Source organism: Colwellia hornerae (assembly GCF_007954355.1).
Lineage (GTDB): Bacteria > Pseudomonadota > Gammaproteobacteria > Enterobacterales > Alteromonadaceae > Colwellia_A > Colwellia_A hornerae.
Map to the genome: position 1 here is coordinate 119,914 of NZ_VOLR01000001.1, position 24,986 is coordinate 144,899.

Annotated in this window: 22 protein-coding genes; 14 read left to right on the forward strand and 8 right to left on the reverse strand. The window is 38.2% G+C overall.

Annotated elements, in window-relative coordinates; all coding sequences use genetic code 11:
- Positions 1-161 precede the first annotated feature (161 nt).
- From pomA to thiI, 3 genes are all read left to right on the forward strand, one after another.
- Positions 162-929 carry a flagellar motor protein PomA gene (gene pomA / locus ESZ26_RS00440; RefSeq protein ID WP_146796006.1) on the forward strand — a complete coding sequence of 256 codons (768 nt, stop codon included), beginning with the start codon at positions 162-164 and terminating at the stop codon, positions 927-929.
- A gap of 12 nt (positions 930-941) precedes the next feature.
- On the forward strand, positions 942-1,883 hold the full coding sequence (locus ESZ26_RS00445; protein ID WP_146796009.1) for a flagellar motor protein MotB: 942 nt from the start codon (positions 942-944) through the stop codon (positions 1,881-1,883).
- Between the two features lie 176 nt (positions 1,884-2,059).
- A complete protein-coding gene (thiI, locus tag ESZ26_RS00450; RefSeq protein WP_146796012.1) occupies positions 2,060-3,514 on the forward strand; it encodes a tRNA uracil 4-sulfurtransferase ThiI in 1,455 nt (484 codons plus the stop codon).
- A gap of 13 nt (positions 3,515-3,527) precedes the next feature.
- On the opposite strand, the gene ESZ26_RS00455 is transcribed toward thiI, so the two are convergent.
- Complete coding sequence (locus ESZ26_RS00455; protein ID WP_170246274.1) at positions 3,528-4,454, reverse strand: ketopantoate reductase family protein; 927 nt, start codon at positions 4,452-4,454, stop codon at positions 3,528-3,530.
- Entirely contained in the window at positions 4,451-4,810 is a 360-nt protein-coding gene (locus ESZ26_RS00460; protein WP_146796018.1) for a VanZ family protein, read from the reverse strand. Before ESZ26_RS00460 ends, ESZ26_RS00455 begins: the two co-directional genes overlap by 4 nt.
- Positions 4,811-4,954: 144 nt before the next feature.
- On the opposite strand from ESZ26_RS00460, the gene ESZ26_RS00465 reads away from it, so the two are divergent.
- Complete coding sequence (locus ESZ26_RS00465) at positions 4,955-5,437, forward strand: YajQ family cyclic di-GMP-binding protein (RefSeq protein ID WP_146796021.1); 483 nt, start codon at positions 4,955-4,957, stop codon at positions 5,435-5,437.
- A 225-nt stretch (positions 5,438-5,662) separates the two neighbouring features.
- Positions 5,663-7,018, forward strand: a complete 1,356-nt coding sequence (locus tag ESZ26_RS00470) for a sodium-dependent transporter (RefSeq protein ID WP_146796023.1) — start codon at positions 5,663-5,665, stop codon at positions 7,016-7,018.
- Positions 7,019-7,494: 476 nt separating this feature from the next.
- Here the strand turns inward: ESZ26_RS00470 and ESZ26_RS00475 are convergent, their stop codons facing one another.
- The gene (locus tag ESZ26_RS00475; RefSeq protein WP_190278358.1) at positions 7,495-8,190 is read right to left on the reverse strand and encodes a TIGR01621 family pseudouridine synthase; all 696 of its coding nucleotides are present in this window, start codon (positions 8,188-8,190) and stop codon (positions 7,495-7,497) included.
- Entirely contained in the window at positions 8,191-9,552 is a 1,362-nt protein-coding gene (locus ESZ26_RS00480; RefSeq protein WP_146796026.1) for a Na+/H+ antiporter NhaC family protein, read from the reverse strand.
- Positions 9,553-9,808: 256 nt separating this feature from the next.
- On the opposite strand from ESZ26_RS00480, the gene gshA reads away from it, so the two are divergent.
- Positions 9,809-11,380 carry a glutamate--cysteine ligase gene (gene gshA, locus ESZ26_RS00485; RefSeq protein WP_317615693.1) on the forward strand — a complete coding sequence of 524 codons (1,572 nt, stop codon included), beginning with the start codon at positions 9,809-9,811 and terminating at the stop codon, positions 11,378-11,380.
- A 579-nt stretch (positions 11,381-11,959) separates the two neighbouring features.
- Positions 11,960-12,580 carry a transglycosylase SLT domain-containing protein gene (locus ESZ26_RS00490; protein ID WP_146796029.1) on the forward strand — a complete coding sequence of 207 codons (621 nt, stop codon included), beginning with the start codon at positions 11,960-11,962 and terminating at the stop codon, positions 12,578-12,580.
- Between the two features lie 498 nt (positions 12,581-13,078).
- Here the strand turns inward: ESZ26_RS00490 and ESZ26_RS00495 are convergent, their stop codons facing one another.
- From ESZ26_RS00495 to ESZ26_RS00505, 3 genes are all read right to left on the reverse strand, one after another.
- A complete protein-coding gene (locus ESZ26_RS00495; protein ID WP_146796032.1) occupies positions 13,079-14,362 on the reverse strand; it encodes an HlyC/CorC family transporter in 1,284 nt (427 codons plus the stop codon).
- 77 nt (positions 14,363-14,439) lie between these two features.
- Complete coding sequence (locus tag ESZ26_RS00500) at positions 14,440-15,240, reverse strand: cytochrome C assembly family protein (RefSeq protein WP_146796035.1); 801 nt, start codon at positions 15,238-15,240, stop codon at positions 14,440-14,442.
- Between the two features lie 89 nt (positions 15,241-15,329).
- Complete coding sequence (locus ESZ26_RS00505) at positions 15,330-16,445, reverse strand: SO_0444 family Cu/Zn efflux transporter (RefSeq protein ID WP_223813300.1); 1,116 nt, start codon at positions 16,443-16,445, stop codon at positions 15,330-15,332.
- A 248-nt stretch (positions 16,446-16,693) separates the two neighbouring features.
- Between ESZ26_RS00505 and ffh the strand changes: the two genes are divergently transcribed.
- The 6 genes from ffh to ESZ26_RS00535 all read left to right on the forward strand — a co-directional run bounded on the left by ffh (position 16,694) and on the right by ESZ26_RS00535 (position 21,822).
- A complete protein-coding gene (gene ffh / locus ESZ26_RS00510; RefSeq protein ID WP_146796042.1) occupies positions 16,694-18,085 on the forward strand; it encodes a signal recognition particle protein in 1,392 nt (463 codons plus the stop codon).
- A gap of 534 nt (positions 18,086-18,619) precedes the next feature.
- Complete coding sequence (gene rpsP, locus ESZ26_RS00515) at positions 18,620-18,868, forward strand: 30S ribosomal protein S16 (RefSeq protein WP_070375880.1); 249 nt, start codon at positions 18,620-18,622, stop codon at positions 18,866-18,868.
- 26 nt (positions 18,869-18,894) lie between these two features.
- Positions 18,895-19,425: a ribosome maturation factor RimM gene (rimM, locus tag ESZ26_RS00520; protein WP_070375881.1), complete on the forward strand. Its 531-nt coding sequence runs from the start codon at positions 18,895-18,897 to the stop codon at positions 19,423-19,425.
- Position 19,426: 1 nt separating this feature from the next.
- Entirely contained in the window at positions 19,427-20,248 is an 822-nt protein-coding gene (gene trmD / locus ESZ26_RS00525) for a tRNA (guanosine(37)-N1)-methyltransferase TrmD (RefSeq protein ID WP_223271693.1), read from the forward strand.
- 37 nt (positions 20,249-20,285) lie between these two features.
- Positions 20,286-20,639: a 50S ribosomal protein L19 gene (gene rplS, locus ESZ26_RS00530; RefSeq protein WP_070375882.1), complete on the forward strand. Its 354-nt coding sequence runs from the start codon at positions 20,286-20,288 to the stop codon at positions 20,637-20,639.
- Positions 20,640-21,156: 517 nt separating this feature from the next.
- Positions 21,157-21,822, forward strand: a complete 666-nt coding sequence (locus ESZ26_RS00535; RefSeq protein ID WP_146796048.1) for a PEP-CTERM sorting domain-containing protein — start codon at positions 21,157-21,159, stop codon at positions 21,820-21,822.
- A gap of 554 nt (positions 21,823-22,376) precedes the next feature.
- Here the strand turns inward: ESZ26_RS00535 and glpK are convergent.
- A complete protein-coding gene (glpK, locus tag ESZ26_RS00540; RefSeq protein ID WP_146796050.1) occupies positions 22,377-23,858 on the reverse strand; it encodes a glycerol kinase GlpK in 1,482 nt (493 codons plus the stop codon).
- A gap of 167 nt (positions 23,859-24,025) precedes the next feature.
- Between glpK and ESZ26_RS00545 the strand changes: the two genes are divergently transcribed.
- Entirely contained in the window at positions 24,026-24,784 is a 759-nt protein-coding gene (locus tag ESZ26_RS00545; RefSeq protein ID WP_146796053.1) for a DeoR/GlpR family transcriptional regulator, read from the forward strand.
- Positions 24,785-24,986 lie beyond the last annotated feature (202 nt).

The window sequence follows — 24,986 nt, forward strand, 5'->3', positions numbered from 1 at the left end:
GTAGCCCTAAGCCATTAATATGCAAGTTTCAACTCTGCGCTTTGATGGTAATGGGTAAATCACGAGCGCGGATAAAAATATAAGTATTCGCGTATCGTAATACCTTAATGTATTATCAAATAATACGACTATCCGTATCATTTTTTTGTGGAGACTTTTTTGTGGATATAGCAACAATTCTAGGTGTATTAGGCGCAATAGGTTTACTCATTATGGCAATGATGTTGTCTGGTGATATCGGTATGTTTATTGATGTTCAGTCAGTTATTATTGTTTTTGGTGGTTCAATATTTGTTGTTTTATCTAATTATAACCTTGGTCAATTTTTTGGTATTGGCAAAATTATTGGCAAGGCTTTTATGTTCAAAATTGAACAGCCTGACGATCTTATTGAAAAATCAGTTGAAATGGCAGACGCCGCTCGTAAAGGGGGATTTTTGGCTTTAGAAGAGGCAGAGATAACTAATGGCTTTATGCAGAAGGGGGTCGATATGTTGGTCGACGGCCACGATGCAGATGTAGTACGAGGTACACTAAAAAAAGATATTGAGCTTACTGCCGAACGCCATGAAAGAGGTGTAGGTATGATGATGTCTCTTGCTGATGTTGCACCCGCCATGGGCATGATTGGTACCTTGATTGGTTTGGTGGCGATGTTATCTAACATGGATGATCCAAAATCTATTGGTCCAGCCATGGCAGTTGCACTTTTAACCACACTTTATGGCGCTTTCCTCGCTAACGTTATTGCTATTCCTATTGCATCAAAACTCAAACTTCGCCTTGCTGAAGAAAAAATGAACCAGGAGCTGATCCTTGACGCTATCTTAGGTATTCAAGATGGACAAAATCCACGTGTTATCGAAGGGTTACTGAAAAATTATCTTGCTGAAGGTAAGCGTGCTGTAAATACCACAGAAGAAGAGTAACGGGAGTAATTTATGGCTGAAAAATGTAAATGTCCACCCCCAGGACTCCCCGCTTGGATGGGTACTTTTGCTGACCTAATGTCACTATTGATGTGCTTTTTCGTTTTGCTGTTATCTTTTTCTGAAATGGATGTTCTAAAGTTTAAACAAATTGCGGGTTCGATGAAGTTTGCGTTTGGTGTCCAAAATAAAATTGAAGTAAAAGATATCCCTAAAGGTACCAGTATTATCGCGCAAGAATTTCGCCCCGGTAAACCCGAACCAACACCGATTGAAGTTATTCAACAGCAAACCATGGAAATGACCCAGCAAATGTTAGAGTTTCAAGCGGGTGATGAAACGTCTGCCGGTGGTCGACAAGAACAACGCGGTACAGAACGCGGTGGACAATCACAAAGTACTGCTGATGAGATGTCAGCACAAGCAATGCAAAAGGCACAAGACGAATTAGAGCAGGCTTCGCAAGAACAAGTAAATGAATTAGTTAAAAAAATTGCTGATCAATTAGAGCAACAAATTCAAGATGGTGCCATAGAGCTTGAATCTCTTGGACAACAAGTGATAATTCGTATTCGTGAAAATGGCTCTTTCCCTTCGGGATCTGCTTTTTTACAACCACAATTTCGTCCTATTATTAGAGAAATCGGTGAACTACTTAATACCGTGCCGGGTGAAATTATGGTTTCTGCACATACCGACAACCGCGGTATTAGCTCAGAGTTATTTTCTTCAAATTGGGACTTATCAAGTAAACGAGCGGTCGCTATTGCCCATGAATTAATTAAAGTTCCCGAGTTTGACCAATCGCGTTTATTGGTGGTTGGCCATGCAGATACCCGACCAGTAGTGCCGAATACTAACGCGCTGAATCGTCGAAGAAATCGTCGTGTTGAGATTTCAATCAACCAAGGTAAAGCAAAGGAAACTGAGCCGGTTTCTATTATAAAAAAATAAATACAGGCGATAAACTCAAATGTAGCCATGGCTGTTAAGTGATAAACCTCGCGTTTATGACTTAACAGCCATTTTTCAACTTACTCTTCATTTCAATTTCGTGTATAATTCGCGCCATTATTTTTGTCGGCCGATTATGGCCTTTAGTCTAGCTTTATATTTAGGGTCGTTTGTTCATGAAATTCATCGTAAAACTCCAAGCTGAAATTGCTGTAAAAAGTCGCCCGGTTCGTAAGCGCTTTACTAAAATTTTAGAATCCAGTATTAAAAACGTTTTACGACGTGTCGATGAGCACATTACCACTCAGGCAAACTGGGATAATATTGAGGTTAATACTAAAAATAACTGTCCTAAAAATCGATTGGCAGTGATTGAAACCCTAAAGTGTGTGCCGGGTGTTGCCCATTTTCTTGAGGTTCAACAAACGCCATTCACTGACGTCCAAAGCATTTTTGAAAAAACGCTAGCAGCACATCAAAAGACTATTGAGAATAAAACCTTCTGCGTTAGGGTGAAGCGTAAAGGAACCCACGATTTTAGTTCATTACAAGTTGAACAATATGTTGGTGGTGGTTTAAATCAACATGTTGAGTCAGCAAAAGTTAAACTAAAAAAGCCCGATGTAACCATATTATTAGAAATTAAAGATCAATATTTATTTGTAGTTGCAGAGCGTCATAAAGGCTTAGGTGGCTTCCCAATAGCAACACAAGAAGATGTATTATCGTTAATGTCAGGCGGTTTTGACTCAGGTGTTTCTAGTTTTCAAATGATAAGAAAAGGTACGCGTACTCATTACTGTTTCTTTAATTTAGGTGGCGCAGCGCATGAAGTTGGCGTAAAGCAGGTCAGCTACTATTTATGGAATAAATTTGGTGCCTCACACAAAGTTAAGTTCTTTTCTGTTGATTTTGAACCGGTCGTCGCTGAAATTTTAGAAAAAGTAGATAACGGACAAATGGGCGTTATTCTTAAACGTATGATGATGAGAGCGGCCGCTAAAATCGCTAAAAGAGCAAAAATACAATCATTGGTTACCGGCGAAGCATTAGGGCAAGTATCAAGTCAAACGCTAACTAATTTAAACGTAATTGACAGAGTAACGGATACCTTAATTCTTCGTCCATTAATTGCTTATGATAAACAAGATATTATTGATATTGCTCGTGAAATTGGCACGGAAGATTTTGCTAAAACTATCCCTGAATATTGTGGCGTTATTTCTAAACGACCAACGATAAAAGCTATATTATCAAAAATCGAAGCCGAAGAAGAAAATTTTGATTTTGACATTTTAGACAAAGTGGTTGAAGAAACCCGTGTTTACGATATACGTGATATAGGCAAAGAAAGTGAAGAAGAAATCCACGCGGTCGATACCGTAGAAAATCTATCTGATGAGGCGATTGTTATTGATATTCGCAGTCCTGACGAAGAAGAAGATAATCCCTTAGATTTTGAAAACGTGAAAGTTGTTCACATTCCTTTTTATAAATTATCAAGTAAATTTAGTGAGCTAGCGCAAGACAAAGAATATTTATTGTATTGTGACCAAGGTGTGATGAGTAAGCTACAAGCGCTGTACTTAATTGGTGAAGGTTATAAGAACGTTAAAGTTTACCGTCCTTAAGATGACTGATTTACTAAGGTAAGTACTTATTCTCAAGTGCTTTAACGGCTAACCATAACTGAGTATTTATTGTTGTGGTTAGTTGGTGTTTTTCTCCTAAACGGTGAATATAACCGTTGATATAATCTATTTCTGTACGACGTTGATTAAGCACATCGGCACGCATCGATGATGTGTTTTTTGCAGTGCTTTCAGCAACATTATAAACTAACTGTCGTAACAAGCTTACCTTCAAGGTTACGCCTTCCTTAGCCGCTACAGCGACAATTTCACTGATAATATCTTTGGTCATCTCTTGGTAAGGCTTTTGGTTTATTTGACCATTTTCAGTATTGTTCAGTGCGGAAATAGGATTGATCACACAGTTAATGGCTAACTTTTTCCACTGCGCTTGTTGAATGTTTTCTTGCCAGTTAAGCTGTTTCAGGCTTTTATTGAGGCAGGCTAACAGTTGCTTTTGCTTTATTGCCGACAGTTTCCCACTAATAATACCCAGATCGCTATGTCCCATGCCGGTATGTTCAACATGATAAGGAGCAATTTTTTTAGCCCCTTGTGTTAACAACAAAGCCAATAAACATTGTGATGGTTTAAGTGGCGGGTTAATTTCTTCAAGAGTACCTAAACCATTGTGAGTAAGAATAATAATGGCATCGTCAGCGATGAACTGATGAATAGTTTTTAAAGCATCAGTGGCTTGATAAGACTTTACACAAACAATTATAACGTCGGCACAGGTTAATGATGGCTTATCCGCAATAGTTAATGGAAACCTTTTCGTTACGCCATTCATTTCATTAAAAGAATAATCTATGCGTGTTGCTGGCGTTGACGGCCATAATGAAACTAAGTCATCACCTTGTTTATTATTTTCCGCTTGAGAAAGCCGATGATAACAAAGTAAACCTATCGCACCTTGACCGACAATAACAGTATTCATCTTATGCCTTTTAGCGGATAACAAAGGACGAAGAGCCATTGAAAAAAAGCAAATAAACAAATACCAATAACATCAGCGATAAAGTCAAAAAATTCACCATGGCGAAAGCCTAAGTAGTATTGGCTTAATTCAGTCAGTGCACTATAAAAAAATAAACAAATAACCGTATTAATTAAAGGCAGTTTCATCAAACCCACTAAAATCCAAGTCAGACCAAAAAAACCTATGATATGGCCAATCGTATCTATTTGTATTTTATTAATAACAGTGGTTTTTAAATCGCTAGGGATCAAAAATATTAGTGCTAAGACCAGTAAAGAAACTAATATAATTAGTAGTTGAATGTTACGTTTCATTAAGGTGTTATTTTATGAAGTCATTAGTTTAGAGGCATCCATCATAACATGTGAAAATAGCCGTTGCGATCACCTTTACCCACTAGTGATAATATTGCTAAGATTACCACACTTATATTATTGAATAACCAAAAGGCCAAGATCATGCCCTCAATGGATATTGTTTCCGAAATTAATTTGGAAGAAGTTAGAAATGCAACCGAAAACTGTAAGAGAGAATTAGAAACGCGTTTTGATTTTCGCGGTGTTGAAGCGAGTATTGAATGGAAAAAGCCGAATGTGGTATTAAAAGCTGAAGGTGACTTTCAAATAAGGCAATTGGTAGATTTGGTACGCGTACAGCTGGCAAAACGTAATATCGATGCTAAAGCTTTAACCCTTTCAAATACCGAACATACAGGTAGAACCTTCACTCAAAATCTTTCATTTAAAGAAGGCATTGAGCAGCCTATCGCTAAAAAAGTCATTAAGTTAATTAAAGACAGTAAGTTAAAAGTACAAGCGGGTATTCAAGGCGAGCAAGTACGGGTGACTGGTAAAAAACGTGATGATTTACAAGCGGTAATGCAATTAATTCGTGAAGGCGATTTAGAGCAATCTTTTCAGTTTAACAACTTTCGCGACTAATACGTATAGCGTTTCAAGCGTTGAAGTATGCATACTTAAAAAACAGCGCTATTCGTGCTGTTTTTTTATACGTAATTTCTTTCTTTACTCTTTTAGTAATCTTATCTTTACAAGCGCATCATGATTTTAGTGATTAATTGCTCACTTTTTCAAAATTAACGCTGTTTATTTGTTGGCACATTAAGTAGATTAACCGCATTCTAAAAATAATAAAGATGACGTTTAATGAGTGTTTCAAGAGGTGGGTTTAGTTCTCGCATTGGTTTTATCATGGCAGCAGCAGGCTCGGCTGTTGGTTTAGGCAATATTTGGGGATTCCCAACGCAAACAGCAAGTAATGGTGGTGCTGCTTTTGTATTAGTTTATTTAGTTTTAGCCTTTTGCTTAGCTTACCCTGCATTTATGGCTGAATTATTGATAGGCCGGTACGGGCAGGCGAATGCGGTTAGCTCGTTAGAAAAAATGTCACGCAGCCTTTGGCAGAAAAAGTTCGCCTTTTTTGTTGGCTTTGGTGGCATAGTTTGTGCCGCACTTATTCTTAGTTTTTATGGGATTTTAGCTGGCTGGATGATGTCTTATGCTGTAGAACCCGTTTTGACCTTTGTCGGCTTGAGTGATGCAGCGCAATGGGTTATTTCACAATCTTTGTGGCGTAATTTAGGCTTTACCGCTTTATTTATGATCTTGACCGTTTTTATTATTCGCCACGGTGTTGAAAATGGCATTGAAAAATGGTCAAAACGTTTAATGCCAATGTTGATTGGTTTATTAATACTTTTAATCATTTATGTTGTTACCTTAGATGGCGCTGCTGAAGGTTTAAATGCTTATTTGAATCCTGACTTTTCTCGTGTGTTCGAACCTGATTTATTAATTAGCGCGTTAGGGCAAGCCTTCTTTTCTTTGTCGCTAGGCACCAGTGTCATGATTATTTATGGTTCATATATTTCTAAAAAAGAAAACTTAATCACCCTTGGTGCACAAGTTACTCTGATTGATGTATCTATCGCATTCTTAGCCGGCTTATTAATTATTCCTGCTATGTACGTAGCTCAAGCGCAAGGTGTGGCTATATTTGCTGAAGATGGCAGTCTAATCAATGGTTCAAGTCTGGTCTTTACTGTTTTACCAAGTTTATTTGAAAGCATGGGTAATATTGGCAGTTTTGTGGCTTTTGCTTTTTTCTTGCTGATGTCTATTGCCGCTTTAACATCTTCTATTTCAATGCTTGAAGGACCTGTGTCTTACGTGGTTGAACGTCATGATATTCCGAGAGAAAAAGCGACTACCTTAATTGGTATCGGCATTTTTTTATTGAGCATGGTCATCGTTTTAAATATTGAAACCATGCTCGATTTTGTTGCTATTGCTGCTACACAATACGGCCAGCCGATTATAGCTATGCTATGTTGTGTTTTTGTTGGTTGGATCTGGCACAGAAATGATGTACTTATGGAGCTTAAGCAAGGTAATGACAGTGCTGAACATAGCATTTTTTGGAAGATTTGGCCTTGGTATACTAAGTTCGTTTGTCCAACAGCCATAGGTGTCGTGTTTATTCATTCATTAAATCTTTTCTAACACAGTAGAATTAAAAACTTGATTAACAAAAAGCGAGCTTAGCTCGCTTTTTTTATGTTCAGGATGAACGGTATGTCGTGGTGCCAAGGATGGTAAGGAGCGGCGAATGTTCAGGATGAACGGTATGTCGTGGTGCCAAGGATGGTAAGGAGCGGCGAATGTTCAGGATGAACGGTATGTCGTGGTGCCAAGGATGGTAAGGAGCGGCGAATGTTCAGGATGAACGGTATGTCGTGGTGCCAAGGATGGTAAGGAGCGGCGAATGTTCAGGATGAACGGTATGTCGTGGTGCCAAGGATGGTAAGGAGCGGCGAATGTTCAGGATGAACGGTATGTCGTGTTGCCAAGGATGGTAAGGAGCGACGAATGTTCAGGATGAACGGAGTTTGTCCACTCTTATCGTCATGTTGAACGTATTTCTGTATCATGATGACTGAAATACGTTCAGGATATGTCTTGAACAGTAGCGGCAGTTGCTAACTTATATTTGGCCAAGCAAGTGACCAAGGCGCTTTAATAGCGCTTAATTGTTGCTGGCAAGATTCACTTAAGTATTTTTCACCCAAAGAAGGGCAAAGTAGATATTGATATTTCTGCCCATGTAAAGTAAAGCTCAGCGCGTATGCATGTAAATAACCACGTTGCTCTTGATAAGCGTCTTGCGTTGCGTAAAGTGGATCGCCAAGTATCGGTGAGCCAATACTTGATAAGGCAACACGTAGTTGGTGTGTTTTACCACTGTGCGGCTTTAATAAATATAAACGCTGGCCATCGCTAAGTGAATACGACAAGAATTGTGTAACCGCTGGGTTGACTTGCGTACGGAGTAATTTCCACATACCTCGGCGACTTTTTTCCATATCGCCTTTGATCAAACCTTGTTTTTTCTTAGGTTTTTTATCACTGATCGCCAGGTAATACTTTTCAACCTTATGTTGTTCAAATAAGGTTTGAAACTGTTGTGTGGTCGCTAAATTTTTTGCAAAAATCATTAAGCCCGAAGTCATTTTGTCAAGGCGATGTACCGGAAATAAATCGTCAAACTTACCCTGTTTCTTTACTTGGTTGAAAAAACCTTGCTCAAGCTCGCCTTCATCATGAAAGTTCATATCGGCCGGTTTTTCTACAATGATGAAATCATTGTGTTCAAAAATTATATTAATCGATTGCACTTATGAAAGCCCTAATCCTACGAAGATATAAAGAATAATAGTAAGCACTGCACCAAATAAGGCATAAGGTAATTGTGTTTTAACATGTTCGAAATGATCACAACCACTGGCGATTGATGCCACCACGGTTGTATCAGAAATAGGAGAAGCGTGGTCGCCAAATACGCCACCACCTAGTACAGCAGCGACTAAAAACTCTATGGGTAAACCACTCTGTTGAGCTATAGGTACGGCAATAGGAACCAATATTGCAAAAGTGCCCCAAGAGGTTCCTGTTGCGAAAGCCATTAACGCGGCAGCAATAAAAATAACTGGCGCCATCAAAAATAACGGCAGTTCAACATTAAATAACTCACTGACGTAAATACCTGTGCCCAAACCTTTTATCGCATCACCAAAAGCAAATGACAACACTAAAATGGCAACAGCAGGGAACATATGTTTAATACCCACGGCGGAGCTTGTGGTGATTTCTTTAACATTAAGGAGTTTATGAAAGCTAATTAATAGCACTAATAAAATGAAAGAACTGGTGATTGACCAGAAAACAGCAAAGGAGCCTGAGCCGCGACGTATGTCGCCATCACCTGTTATCCATAATAAAATTAAGGTTAAGGCTAGTAACGTTAATAACGGTAACCACATAATATATGCAGGCGCGATTTGTTTTACTGAGTCTTGTTGCTGTTCGGTTACCAAGGACTCGGCTCTTTTCATTGGACCATAAATTTTTCCGCTGTAGGCGGTATAAAAAGCCAGTAATATAGCGATTATCGCATAAAAGTTATAACTAACAGTGCCGATTAAAACACCCACTGAGTCAGCAAGTTGATAATCATCAAGCAAGCCTAATACATAAGCGCCCCAGCCGTTTACTAATAATAAAATACTGACTGGCGCACACGTTGAGTCGATAAGGTAAGCCAGCTTTGCGCGGCTCATTTTATATTTATCAAAGAGTTTCTGACTGGCCATACCGGCAGTAAACATACTTAAATTAGTATCGGTAAAAATACTGGTACCAATAATTGTTGGCAGCATACTGGCTTGTCGAGCGTTTTTGACTAAATTTAATGAGGACAGTTTTTCGATAAAACCATTAACCGCGCCTGATTTATTCATCAAGGTCACTAAAGCGCCAATCAATAAACTAAAGCTAACGATATAAAGGTTACTGGTTGAAGTGAATACACCACCAATGGCAAATAAACCATCGGTTAAGCCTGTTATTAATTGCCAGTTTGTCGACATTATACTTGCTAAAATCAAACCACAGAATAACGCTAACAAAGCATTTTTTCGCCAAACGGCAATAACAATAGCAACAAGTGGAGGAAGTAATGATAAAGGACTGTCTTGCATGATTTTAACTATTTTCTTATTATTATCTTGTAAGGCACTTTACCGTAAGCGTTAATGTTTAGAAACTGCTTTGTAAGAGATTGAGTATTATTTTGAAAATATAGGTAGAGTAATACGGTCTAGTGCTTTGAGAAGATGAATGGTTATTTTGAGGATGTCACTTAAGATTGATTTTTAATACGATAAAGTATTGAAAAGTTAATTATTACCCTCAAATAGTGAATAGCAGCTCCGCTTAATGTATTAGGGATTATTTTTGAAACTTTCTTTTGATGACTATGTAATGGCATTTGGCCAAGATGAACATTTATCTTCCTTAACCGGTATTGGGCGAGGCATAGAACGTGAAGGTTTACGTGTTTTACCTGAGGGGCGTTTGTCATTAGCACCCCACCATAAGCGCTTAGGCTCTGCGTTAACACACCCTAATATCACCACGGATTACTCAGAAACGTTATTAGAGTTTATTACTCCGGTCAGTTTTGATCCCGAAACAACTATCGCGCAACTGCAAGACATTCAAAAATATACCTTAAGCAAAATTGATGGTGAATTGCTGTGGCCGATGAGTATGCCATGCTTTGTTGACAATGATGATGCTATACCGCTGGCAAACTACGGCTCATCAAACGTAGGTCAGATGAAAACGGCTTATCGTCAAGGGCTAAAAAATCGCTACGGTAGTATGATGCAGGTTATTTCTGGTATTCATTTTAATTTCTCATTTTCTCAAAACTTTTGGCAAAGTATGCAAAAGATTTCAGAAAATAAGGCACCAATAAATGATTTCATTTCTGAAAAGTATTTTTCACTGTTGCGTAACTACAAACGATATTGTTGGCTGATACCTTATCTTTACGGCAGTTCGCCCACCATCTGTGGTTCATTTTTAAAAAATAAAACCACCACGCTACCTTTTAAAAAGTCAGCGAGTGGCTATATGTATCTCGAATACGCTACATCATTAAGAATGAGTGATTTAGGATACACCAACAGCGAGCAAGCATCGTTGAAGATCTGTTATAACGATTTAGATGGTTATTTAGATGGTGTGCAAAATGCGATTAATTTACCTTCAGAAAAATTTGCTGCCTTTGGTGTCAAAGTTAATGGAAAATATCAGCAGCTTAACAGCAATATTTTACAAATTGAGAATGAACTTTACGCGCCTATTCGACCTAAGCAAGTCGCTAAATCTGGAGAGAAACCTTCAGAGGCATTAAGAAATAGAGGGGTTGAATACATTGAAGTGCGTGCCCTTGATGTTAATCCATTCTCTGATACGGGAATAAGCATCGAGCAAGTTTATTTTCTTGATGTTTTTATTACCTATTGTGCCTTAGCAGACAGCCCTTTATTTACTTATCAACAACAAGAAAGCTGCGATGCCAATATGGATGAAGTTGTTGTTCGAGGCAGAGATCCACTTTTACTACTCAATGATAATGGTTGTGATAAATCAGTGAAAACGTGGGGCAGTGAAATCTTTGAGCAACTGCAGAAAGTCGCAACCTTGTTAGATAGCGCTTATGGCAGTAAAAAGTATAGTCAAGCGGTCGCCAATGAACAACAAAAATTGCTTGATCCCAATTTAACACCTTCCGCGCAATTACTTGACTGTGTGGTAAACCAAAATAAAAGTTTAACGGGGATCGCTTTACAAAAAGCACAAGACTATCGTCAACAGTTACTGGCGGCAGATTATCAAGTGTTTAATGAGCAGTATTTTATTGACGCGGCAATAAAGTCACATCAAGGACAAAAGGATATTGAGAATTCAGATCAAGTAGACTTTGATACTTTTTTAGCGGATTATTTTGGTAAATAGTCCTTATTAATCATTACTAACCAATATAGCGCGTTAGATAACGCGCTATTTAATCTTTCACTCCCGTCAATAAAACTCCTGTTCAAGTATAACTGTTCTCGTCAGCCTTCACTTCGTTGTTGGATTAACTTTACTCATTTTATTTTGCTAAATGTTAGGCAAAAAAAAACGCATTACTTAAAAAAGCATGCGCAATAAAAACATAAGTACTAAGGGAACATAAACACTTATAAAGTAGGACTAGCCGTTCTGGCTTTAGTTCCATTTATTTATATATTTTTGTTAATTGTTTTATTGATAGAGTTGTTGATGATTAACTAAGATGTTTTTGAAAAATAATTACGGAAATTTAGGCAAAAAAAAACGCATGACTTAAAAAAGCATGCGCAATAAAAACATAAGTACTAAGGGAAACATAAACACTTATAAGGTAAGAGTGGCTGTTTGATATTTAGTTCAATAAAGTTTCCTTAAAATGAAAATATTTTTTTTACAGCACTACCCTCATTATTATCTAGTTGGTATAAGGTGATCTTTCTGTCATGATAACAGCATCTAATTCAATAACGTACTGATGTTATGTCGTTTATTAAGCCTTTTTTTATTTCATTGTTCAGCATCGCACTCCTCGGTAGTTGTGCTACGTCACCGCCCAAAAACCCTGAAAATATCTGTGAAATTTTTCGCGAGCATCGTGATTGGTATTTTGCTGCCAAAGAAGTCCGTGAGCGCTGGGGTGTGCCCATTCATGTGCCAATGAGTATGATGTTCCAAGAGAGTTCATTTAGAGCCGATGCTTTGCCTCCTAGGGACTATTTACTGGGTTTTATCCCTTGGGGACGCGTAAGTACCGCTTATGGTTACTCTCAAGCAAAAACGATGACCTGGGATGATTATATTAAAGAAACAGACAACTCAGGCGCCGACCGTGATGACTTTGATGACGCTATCGACTTTATGGGCTGGTTTATATTTAAAACCCAAAAAATTAATAAGGTCTCTAAATGGGATGCTTACAATCAATATTTAAATTATCACGAAGGTTGGGGTGGTTTTAAGCGTCGTTCTTATAAAAAGAAACCTTGGCTGGCAAAAGTTGCTAGAAAAGTTGATAACCGCGCACGACGCTATAGTAGTCAATTGAAAAGCTGTGAAGCAGATTTAAACCACGGTTGGTTGTGGCGGTTATTTTTTACTTAAGGTGTATTAGCCCACATAGTGGAAAGTGGCTTTATTTGCATGATCTTTGATAAAAAGGTCATGCTTTTTAATTTCTAGGGCTAAATTAAAACCAACTATCGTTTATAAGGTACATAACATAAATAGTCATAGCATATAGCATAAATAGTGCCTAAATAATCTCTTTTCAGTAAAAAATGCCCGCAAAGGCATACGTTTCTTATCATAAAAATTATTGTAAAAAAAACTTCATAAATATTAAAGAAAGGCATTGCATTATTCGAGGGCTCGCTCTTATTGGGCTGCGTTTTGTTATCCACAGAAATTGTGGAAAAATCATGATTAGATCAGGCGTTGTGAATAACTCTGTGAATAACTTTGTTACTTGCTGCTATTATCCACAAAATAAGAAATAAGCTGATAAAAAACAAACTACTCCTATGATAAGGATGCCATAAAAAAAGGCCTTAAAATGATGGTTTAAGGCCTTATGTTATATCAGTGATGAGACTATCCTGATTATTTTTCTTTATCGTTCTCGACATAAAGTTCAGGAAGGATCCTAACTGTTTTGATCATATTATCTGAAACATCAACAATTTCTAAAGGGTAGCCTGCGATGCGGACACTTAAATTAGCTTCTGGAATATCTTCTAAATATTCAATGATTAAGCCATTTAATGTTTTAGGACCACTGGTAGGGAAATTCCATGCCATTTCTTTATTAATATCCCTAACTGTAGCACTACCATCGACTAAGTAACTGCCGTCAGGTTGTGCATTGACTTCTTCGCTTGTTGTGGGGGTCATCGTTGTTGTGAAGTCGCCAACAACTTCTTCTAAAATATCTTCTAGGGTCACTAGGCCTTGAATGTCGCCATATTCGTCAACCACTAAACCTAATCGTTCTTTGGCATGCTGAAACTTTAATAACTGGACATTTAGAGTGGTGCCTTCAGGAATGAAATACAATTCCTTTATCGCTCTGATTAAGGTGGTTTTAGTAAATTGATTTTTGAATAATAGCTTTAAGGCATCACGAAGATGAATATAACCGACAACATCATCCATATTGTCCCGATACAACAGAACACGGGTATGGTTTGATTGAGCCAGTTGTTTTTGAATTTTTTTCCAGTCTTCATTAATATCAATGCCGACTAACTCATTGCGCGGGATCATAATGTCTTCAACGGTCACTTTCTCTAAATCAAGAATGCCCACCAACATATTTTGATCGCGCTCGGGTAGCATAGCCCCTGAGTCATTTACTACGGTTCTTAGCTCTTCAGAGCTTAAGCTATGATGAACACGTTGTTCAGAACTTACACCAATCAATAGTAATAAACCGTTAGTTATCCAATTCACTGCAACGACGAAAGGGAACAACAGCTTTAATAAAAAAGATAAGATAATTGAGCTAGGAAAAGCGATTTTTTCAGGGTATAACGCCGCTAATGTTTTTGGGGTTACTTCAGAAAAGATAAGCACAACAAGTGTTAATGCAATAGTTGCAATTAATACCCCCATGTCACCAAATAAACGTAATCCAATAATAGTCGCTATCGCAGAGGCCGCAATGTTAACAAGATTATTGCCAATGAGTATCAAACCAATTAAACGGTCTGGACGCTCCAATAATTTACTAACACGTTTCGCACCCTGATGGTCTTGTTTTTCTAAATGGCGAAGTCGATAGCGATTAAGCGACATAATGCCAGTTTCAGATCCTGAAAAGTAGGCAGATAGAATAATTAGAATGCCAAGAATGGCAAAGAGCATTTCCGTTGATATGTTGTCCAAAAAAGGAACCCTATGTTGTGTTATAGATAGCCATTAAGTACGTTATAACGTTTCTTAATGACCATTATTTTGATAATTTACAGTAAAATAAATTCTTTAACAAATCGACTACCGAAATATGCCAATGTTAATAAAGCACTACCGGTAACCATTAATATTAATACACGGTGTCCGCGCCAACCTCTATTATAATGACCCCATAATGTCGTTGAATAGACCAACAAGGCTAACAAAGACAGTATTGTTTTATGTAAGTTTTCATGTGAGATCATCCCATCTAAAAATAAGAAACCAATCACTTGGCTGAGCAATAAAAAACTCGTGCCGATACTTAAGATAATAAAAAGCTGACCTTCAACTTGCATCAGTGGCGGTAAGTGACTGACCGCCGCCAAATTTTTTGTTTTTAGTTTAAAATGGATGTAAGCCACTTGAAACGCATAGAGTGTGGCAATAATCAAGGTACAATAAGAGAGCAGTGCAAGCGTCACATGGCTTATCACACTTAATTGATGATTAATTAAGGGGGCTTGCTCTACGCTGGGTATGAATACCATCAGTAATTGCCAAATACCCGCAAAGCCATAAATAACCGGCAAGAGTAAATTTACCTTAAAGCGCAAGGCGAAGGCTGAAATGGATAAACAAATAATTAAACTGACTAAAGAAATAACATTAGGCAAGGCAAAGTTAATATCCGCTTGAGCAACTAAAAACTGTGCATTACTTAACGTGTGTAGCACCATAGCTAAACAACCAAAAAATAATACAAAAACTAAATTAGGCCCTTTAGGATGAAATAAACGTAATAACATTGCAGAAGTTGCCACAGCATAAGCAAAAAATGCAATTAAAGAACAAATATCCGAAAAACTCACAACGTGCTCCCACACAAGAACTTAAAAGTTAGGTATTTATACCTGCAAACGATTCTATCAGAATGCGGGTAATACACCCTATATTAAAACTATAAAACTAATTTTCTTAAAGGTTTTATCGATAAGAAGGCAATTAAACCTGCGCAAGTTAGTCCAAACCAAAAAGGTAGTAATTCATGGCTGTGTTGCATTTGCTGACTAATATTTATATCGAAAAACGCTAAGCCCCAATCAAGTAACAAACCAAAGCCAATCGCACATAATGAAATACCTAATAAATATCGGATTAAAACACTGCTACCCATTTCATTTTTAATGACGCCTAACGTTGAAATGTTGGTTGCAGGGCCTGCCATCATAAAGACGAGAGCAGTGCCTGGCGATATACCGGCTAAAATAAAACCAGCAGCGACAGGAGTCGAGGCTGTTGCACAAATATACATAGGAATTGAAATAACAATCATCACTAACATTGCGCCTAAACCGCTGCCGTAGCTGAGTAAAAATGATGTGGGCAGAAATGTTTTTATTAAGGTCGCAAAAACTAGACCAACGAGTAACCAGATAATAATGTCGTCAATCAATTGTGTTGCCGCGTAATGAATACCTGAGGTGGTTTTACTGATAAAGCTTGCTGGTTTTTTAGCTGTTGCGGTTTTTTTTTCACTGGCACAACATGAAGGCTTTACATTTTCGGTTACAAGTACTGGCTCGGCGACCATTTTTTTCTGACTTGGGCAGCAACTCGGAGCATCTTTTGGAGCCGCTTTAGGTAAAGTAATGTCTTCTTTTTTTATCGTTGAAACCAGTAGACCAGTCATAATAGCAGAAAGTATCGCTGTTATTGGCCGATAAATAGCAAACACTGGTCCTAATAAAGCATAAGAAACAGAAACCGAGTCAACGCCTGTTTCTGGCGTGGCAACTAGAAAGGAAGCAGTTGCGGAAGCGGAAGCACCACTGCGACGTAATTCAGTCGCAACAGGAATAACACCACATGAGCATAAAGGTAGTGGTGCACCAATAATAGCGGCTTTAACAATAGCGAGTTTCCCTTCGCCTAAATGTTTACTTAAAATTTTAGTCGGTACCCAAGACTTCATTAAACCAGCAATGAGTAAACCTAATAATAACCAAGGACTTGCTTCAGCACTTAAGGCTAAAAAGTTGGTCAATAATGCAGATAAATATTCCAAGACAGTCACTATGTTAATTATATAAAAGTTAAACTAACCTACAGCTTACCATACTTATATTAAGGTGCATTAGTCTACATCAAATAACGACGACTTTTTTACTTTAGCTGCGGTTAATGACGGCTGTAACCCATTAATAAATTTAACGCGATTAAGTGTGAAGAAACTAAAGGGATTTGGTATTAATCCTTTCGCTTATTTTATTGGCGGGTATAATATGCAATAATTTTTATATTCAGCACAATATAGAGTCATACATGTTTGAGAATCTTTCCGATCGTTTAACGAAAACGTTAAAAAATATCAGTGGCCGTGGCCGATTAACTGAAGACAACATCAAAGAAACATTACGTGAAGTGCGTATGGCACTTCTTGAAGCGGATGTTGCCTTACCGGTTATTCGTGATTTTATCGCTAAAGTAAAAGAAAGCGCGGTTGGTCAAGATGTCTCTAAAAGTCTAACTCCAGGACAAGTCTTTGTAAAAATTGTTCAAAAAGAACTTGAACATGCTATGGGGGAAGTCAATGAGACCCTTAATTTAAAAGCGGCTCCACCAGCAATAGTCTTAATGGCAGGTTTGCAAGGGGCGGGTAAAACAACCTCTGTGGCAAAGTTATCAAAATACTTAACCGAGCGTGAAAAGAAAAAAGTATTAGTGGTCAGTGTCGATGTTTATCGTCCGGCGGCTATTAAACAGCTAGAAACATTAGCGAATGAAATTAACATTGAATTTTTCCCAAGTGATATTTCGCAAAAGCCTATAGATATTGCTAATGCGGCTATCGAACATGCTAAAAAGTTTTTATTTGATGTCTTAATTGTTGATACCGCCGGTCGTTTACATGTCGATAAAGACATGATGACTGAGATTCAAGACCTACACGCCGCTATTAATCCAATAGAAACATTATTCACCGTTGATGCGATGACCGGACAAGATGCGGCGAACACCGCGAAAGCTTTTGGTGACGCTTTACCGTTAACCGGTATCATACTAACCAAAACTGACGGTGACGCCCGAGGCGGTGCTGCGCTTTCTATTCGTCATATTACCGGCAAGCCTATTAAATTTATGGGTGTTGGTGAAAAGATTGAAGCATTAGAACCTTTTCATCCTGACCGCATTGCCTCGCGTATTCTTGGTATGGGTGACGTACTTTCTTTAATCGAAGAAGTTGAGCAAAAAGTAGATAAAAAGAAAGCTGAGCAATTAGCCAAAAAATTCAAAAGTGGTAAAAGTTTTGATTTAGAAGATTTTCGTGAGCAACTTGTGCAAATGAAAAACATGGGTGGCATGACCAGCATGATGGATAAATTGCCGGGTATGGGCAATATGTCAGATAAAATTAAAGATCAAATGGATGATAAATTAACTTTAAGAATGGAAGCTATTATTAGCTCTATGACTAAAGGTGAACGTGAGCGTCCTGATATTATTAAAGGCTCTCGAAAACGCAGAATTGCCGCAGGTTCAGGTACTCAAATTCAAGATGTGAATCGTTTATTAAAACAATTTATGCAGATGCAAAAAATGATGAAAAAAATGTCAGGTAAAGGTGGCATGCAAAAAATGATGCGTTCGATGAAAGGTATGATGCCCCCAGGCGGCGGTGCAGGCGGCCCAGGTGGCGGAATGTTTGGCCGTTAAGTTACGCATTATTTAACCATAAAATGATGCGGCAATCTCCTACGAAAGGCATGATGCCCCCAAGCGGCGGTGCAGGCGGCCCAGGTGGCGGAATGTTTGGCCGTTAAGTTACGCATTATTTAACCATAAAATGATGCGGCAATCTCCTACGAAAGGCATGATGCCCCCAAGCAGCGGTGCAGGCGGCTCAGGTGGTGGAATGTTTGGCCGTTAAGTTACGCATTATTTAACCATAAAATGATGCGGCAATCTCCTACGAAAGGTATGATGCCCCAGGTGGCGGTGCAGGCGGCCCAGGTGGCGGAATGTTTGGCCGTTAAGGTAAACATCATCGATATTTTATTTCAAAAGGTAGCATTCGTTACCTTTTTTGCTTTTAGTCTTTAGTCATTTCAGGTTTATCATTAGCACTGCGCGATCTTTATACTTGCTATTTATCCTAGGAAGCGTAAAATACGCGAGCTTTTCTGTCACCTAGGGTGTCAGGAAATGTCTGGAAAATTCGTTTTAACACTTTAAATAATAGAGGGCGATATGGTAACCATTCGTTTAGCTCGTGGCGGCGCCAAAAAGCGTCCATTCTATCAGGTTGTTGTTGCAGATAGCCGTAACTCTCGCGATGGTCGTTTCATCGAGAAAGTTGGCTTTTTTAACCCAACAGCAGAAGGTCAAGCTGAGAAATTACGCTTAGACCTAGACCGTATCAACCATTGGGTTGGTCAAGGTGCTGGTTTATCTGATCGTGTGGCTAAGTTAGTTAAAGACGCTCAAGTAGCAGCTTAATTAATTTAGTAGGTTTAGGAGTTGTTGTGGAAGAAATAAATAAAGAAGTCATCTTAGGTAAAGTAGGCGCAGTTTACGGTATCAAAGGTTGGTTGAAAATTCATTCGTTCACTGATGAAACCGAAGCTATATTAGACTATTTTCCTTGGTCTCTAAAATTAGGGAATAAAATACAATCAGTCGATATATCTGATTGGCGCAAACATAATAACGGACTCGTTGTTCATGTTGCTGGTATTGATGATCGTGATATAGCCCAAAAGCTTGTCGGCTCAGAAATATTTGTCAACGAAAGCGCACTAGCAGAATTGCCCGACGGGGAGTTTTACTGGCGCGATTTGATCGGCATGTCTGTTGTTACTGACAAAGGTTACGACCTTGGTCATGTTTCTGAAATTTTAGAAACTGGCGCTAACGATGTACTGGTTGTTAAAGCTAATCGTAATGACGGCTTTGGTCAAAAAGAGCGTTTAATTCCGTATCTTTTTGAACAAGTTGTAAAATCAATTAGTGCTGAAAATAAACAAATTTGTGTTGACTGGGACCCAGGTTTCTAACTTGAGTAATAGTGTTTCAACAAACAAACGATGGTATGGGGTGATAAGCCTTTTTCCTGAAATGTTTGACGCCATTACAGAGTATGGGGTGACAGGCCGAGCGATCCGTAACGGGTTAATTGAATTTCATAAGTGGAATCCAAGAGACTTTACGCACGATAAACATAGAACCGTTGATGACCGTCCTTATGGCGGTGGTCCGGGCATGTTAATGATGGTGCAACCGCTACGTGATGCTATTAAAGCTGCAAAAGCTGCTGCGAATTTCGCTGCAGATTCTGCGATAGGTGATAATAGTAGTTCTGATAAAGAACAAGTTAAGGTTATATATTTGTCGCCGCAGGGACGTAAGCTCGACCAAGCTGGTGTACGCGAATTAGCACAACATAATAAGCTGCTATTTATAGCAGGGCGTTATGAAGGCATAGACGAACGATTAATTGAGTCGGAAATCGACGAAGAATGGTCTGTCGGTGATTATGTTTTAAGTGGTGGAGAACTCCCCGCAATGAACATGATCGATGCTATAGCACGTTTTGTGCCCGGTGTTTTAGGACATAATCAGTCAGCTGAGCAAGATTCTTTCTCAGAGGGTTTATTAGATTGTCCTCATTATACAAGGCCAGAAGTACTCGACACTTCAATAGAAGCTATGTCGGTACCTAAAGTGCTATTAAGTGGTAATCACGAACACATAAAGCAATGGCGTATGTTTAAGTCACTAGAAAGAACATGGACCAGAAGACCAGAACTATTAACTAACCTAGCTCTGACAGCAGAACAAAAGAAAATGTTAGCTTCTATTAAAGAAGATAATAAATGATTTTGTTGATGCCTGTGAACCCTAGGAAGAAGGTATTATGAGTAACATTATTGATATGCTCGAAAAAGAGCAGATGAAAACAGATTTACCAGCATTCGCACCAGGCGACACTGTTGTTGTACAAGTAAAAGTTACAGAAGGTGATAAATCACGTCTTCAAGCATTTGAAGGTGTAGTTATTGCAATAAAAAGCCGTGGCATCAATTCTGCATTCACTGTTCGTAAAATCTCGAACGGTGTTGGTGTAGAACGTGTATTCCAGACACATAGCCCTATTGTTGACTCTATTGAAGTCAAACGTCGCGGTGATGTACGTCAAGCTAAACTTTACTACTTGCGCGAGCTATCTGGCCGTAAAGCACGTATTAAAGAGAAATTGGCAAAAAGATAAGCTCTTTTTAAGCCCGTTTTGCTTTAGCAATACGCATAAAAAAAGCCTGAATAATTCGTTATTCAGGCTTTTTTTGTTTTAGTGCATACTGAAATAAATCAACCGTACCTTACTGATCCTAAAAATTATTTTCTTACCTACCTAACACGACTAACAAGTTAAACCCTCATATTACTTTACTGAAGATTTAAAACTCACTGATTTTACTTATCAGAGGCAGTTTATTAACTTAATTGGACAGTACTAATAGCGAACAACAATTTTTTGCGCATGGTCGGCTTATAATGAAGTTTAACAGTATGATGTTAAAGAAGCAGGTCAGTCACTTCTCATAATAATTTGCAATTTAATAATATTATCATTTAACTTTTTTATGTTATTGAATTTAATGGTTATTATTTTTGGTGTGTTTATTGCATTAGTCAATAAGTGGAGTGATTTATTTGCATGATAAAAATTATGTTATCCATTCTGCGAATATTTATCCTACGATTATTTACTATAAGAGGTAAGCAAAATGAAATTTAAATTTTTAAAGCAATTAATAATAATGTGCTCTATGGTTGCAGGTGCATACGCGAATGCAGGGTTAATCAGTAAAGATTACTCAGCAGCAGCAGATGGATTACTTACTGTCGATACAATTGGCCAAATGGAGTGGTTAGATGTATCAATTTTTTATGGTATGAACTTAGATGCTCTCCAAGGCGCTAATCAGTGGACGGCTGATGGGTTTCATTTGGCAACAGATGTAGAGTTAATCTCATTATTCCAAAATGTTGGTATCACACTGGGCTTAGACGGAACCGGCACTCTGGGGTTTGGGTTAGGACTAGGACATTCACCGGCTAGCATAGTCGCTATACAAGAACTCCATGAAAAATTTGGCGGAGGTCCCATGGGATTACCCTTACTACAAGGCATACTTGCTGATACGAACAACGATGGCTTAAGTAACTTAGGCGGTTTAAATGCAATATCAAGCATTGCCGCCGTTAACCTAGGTTTAGATATTTGGGGAGGAGGTTTACTAACCAATAACGTTGACATTACTGTAGGGGCATTTTTCGTACGTAGTGTTGACGTTCCCGATCCATCGACGGTTCCTGAGCCATCGACATTTGCTATTTTTTTGTTGGCAATGACAGGTTTAGCCTCGCGTAAATTTAAAAAACAGTCTTAAAATAGCCGGTATCAGCATTAACTATCGTTGATTTTAAATTCGGATAATCCGATATATCAGTTTGGTTATTCTTAATAAGCATTTACTCACCGAGTAAATGCTTTTTTGTAAACTATAATTTGAGGCGTTTTGTTAGCTAAAGTACTAGTTACAAATCATTGTTACCTTACTGATAGCTTTTCATCTCGATAATGCCTTACTCTTCTTTACTATGTATGGCAGACATATAGCCCTATTGTGACTCTATTGAAGTCAAATGCGGTGGTGATGTACGTTAAGCCAAACTTTACTACTTGCGCGAGCTATCTGGCAGTAAATCAGGTCTTAAAGGAAAGTTGACCAAAAGATAGGCGCTTTTTAAGTCGGTTTTGCTTTAGCAATGCCCATAAAAAAAGCCTGAATAATTTGTTATTCAGGCTTTTTTTGTTTTAGTGCATAATATAAGACAGTAATCTACCTTATCAATTCACTTGGTCATTAGTTGTTTTATATACCCCAGTAAATAAATTACCGTTGTTGAATATTAACAAGGCAACACACTGAATTTATGGTTTTTACTCACTTTGCACGCGGCGTACAGCATTTTTCCAGCCATCGTATAAATCATCACGAGTTGTCTTATCAAATTGTGGTTCGAAACGCCTTTCTCGTTGCCACATATCTTCTAACTCCTCAAGAGAGTTATATACTCCAGCCTTGAGCCCTGCCAGATAAGCGACACCTAATGCCGTTGTTTCTGTGATTTTGGGACGGTCAACCGTAGCACCTAAAATATCAGCAAGAAATTGCATCAGCCAATTATTTCGTACCATGCCACCATCAACACGCAATGCAATAGGTCTTTCACCATCATTTTCCATCGCTTTTTGTAAATCTTTAGTTTGATAACAAACAGATTGCAAACCAGCGGTAACGATTTCTTTAATGCCTGTATCGCGAGTTAAACCAAAGATAGCTCCACGCGCATTCGGATCCCAATAGGGTGCACCTAAGCCTGTAAATGCGGGTACTAAGTAAACGCCATGATCAACGGGAGTTTGTCGTGCTAGAGGCTCTGTATCTCCGGCATCATCAATCAGTTTAAGACCATCGCGTAACCATTGAACAGTAGCGCCAGCAATAAAAATACTCCCTTCTAAAGCGTAGGTTACTTTACCATTAAGTCGATAAGCTACAGTTGACAGTAGTCTACTTTCTGATTTTAACGCTACTTCACCGGTATTAACAATCATAAAACAACCGGTGCCGTAGGTACTTTTTGCCATACCTTCGCGAAAACAGGTTTGGCCAAATAGTGCGGCTTGTTGATCACCCGCCATAGCCAATATAGGAATTTCTACGCCCATCATAGCTTTATCTGTAACACCAAAGTTATCAGAAGAGTCCATAACTTGTGGTAATAAAGCGCGGGGAATATTGAAAATGGTGAGTAACTCTTCATCCCATTCTTGTGTATGTATGTTAAATAACATCGTACGTGATGCATTCGTTGCATCGGTACGATGTTCTTTGCCAGCGGTTAATTTCCATAATATATAGCTGTCAACGGTGCCAAAAGCTAACTCTCCATTTTCAGCTCGTTGACGAGCACCATCAACGTTGTCTAAAATCCAACAAATTTTTGTAGCCGAAAAATAGGGGTCAATTAACAATCCTGTTTTTTCACTGATTAACGATTCTAAATTATCATCTTTAAGTTTTTGACAATACTCGCTGGTACGACGATCTTGCCAAACAATGGCTCGATAGATCGGCTGACCTGTTTTACGATCCCATACGAGTGTTGTTTCACGTTGATTGGTGATACCAATCGCTCTAATGACATCTTTATCGGTATCCATTTTGGTAATGACTTGTTGAAAGGTACGCGCTACGGTTTGCCATATATCTGTTGGCTCATGTTCAATCCAACCATCATTTGGGAAATATTGTGGAAACTCCTCTTGGGCAGAATGCACACTTAGACCTTCACGGTTAAATAGAATAGCCCGAGAGCTGGTAGTGCCTTGATCAATTGATAAAATATAGTCAGTCATGCAAAATCCAAGTACGTTGTTAAATTTTCATTAAAGTTCGCTTATGTTCACTTTATAGTCTTTATATAATAATTACAACATCACAAAAAATATTATTGGTTAATTTGTTTGCTTATCACGATGTAGCTGGCAAAATAGCAACTTCTAATTAATAAAGTATAAGTTTAATGACACAACAGCAACGACAAGCGTTAATTTTAGAGATGATTAAAAAAAGCGGCTTTGTCAGCATTGACGAACTCGTCGAACACTTTAAAGTGACACCTCAAACCGTTCGTCGTGATCTTAATCAATTAGCTAAAGTACAAAAAATATCACGTCATCATGGTGGTGCGGGTATTGAGTCGAGCACTGTCAATACTGACTATCAAACACGAAAAATTATGGATCTTCAAGCCAAAGAAAAAATTGCTGCAGAACTCGTGCAGATGATCCCAAATGGAGCCTCACTTTTTATTAACATCGGTACTACAACTGAAACCATTGCACGTGCCTTATTGGATCATAAAGGCCTTCAAATTGTGACCAATAACCTAAATGTTGCTTCTATACTAGGCGCTAAGGAAGATTTCTCTGTTGTTATTGCTGGCGGAGAAGTTCGACATAGAGATGGTGGCGTTATAGGTGAAACAACAGAAGACTTCATTAAAAATTTCCGTATGGATTTTGGTATTATTGGCATCAGTGGCATTGATATCGAAGGTTCTCTTTTAGACTTCGATTATCGAGAAGTTAGGGTAGCTCAAGCTATTATTGCCAATTCACGACAAGTGATTTTGGCGGCTGATCACTCTAAATTTGGTCGTAACGCTATGGTACGTTTAGGTAATATTAATCAAGCAGATCACTTTTTTACCGATGCACTCCCTCCTGAAGAAATACAGAAAATTCTTTTAGATTATAAAGTCACATTACATTTAGTTTGATTAAAAATTATTGATTACTACTAACCCTTAATAATTAATTTTATTACCTTTCCCCCTTTATATTAAAGTTAAATTTTAGTGTATTTCTAATTATTTAATTTTGAACACGCACTTTCAATTTAAATGCTTTGCAATTAGGTGATGATGACTTAATAAAAAAAGTATAAATATATGTTCGTTTATGTTCGTTTTGTGTTGCTTT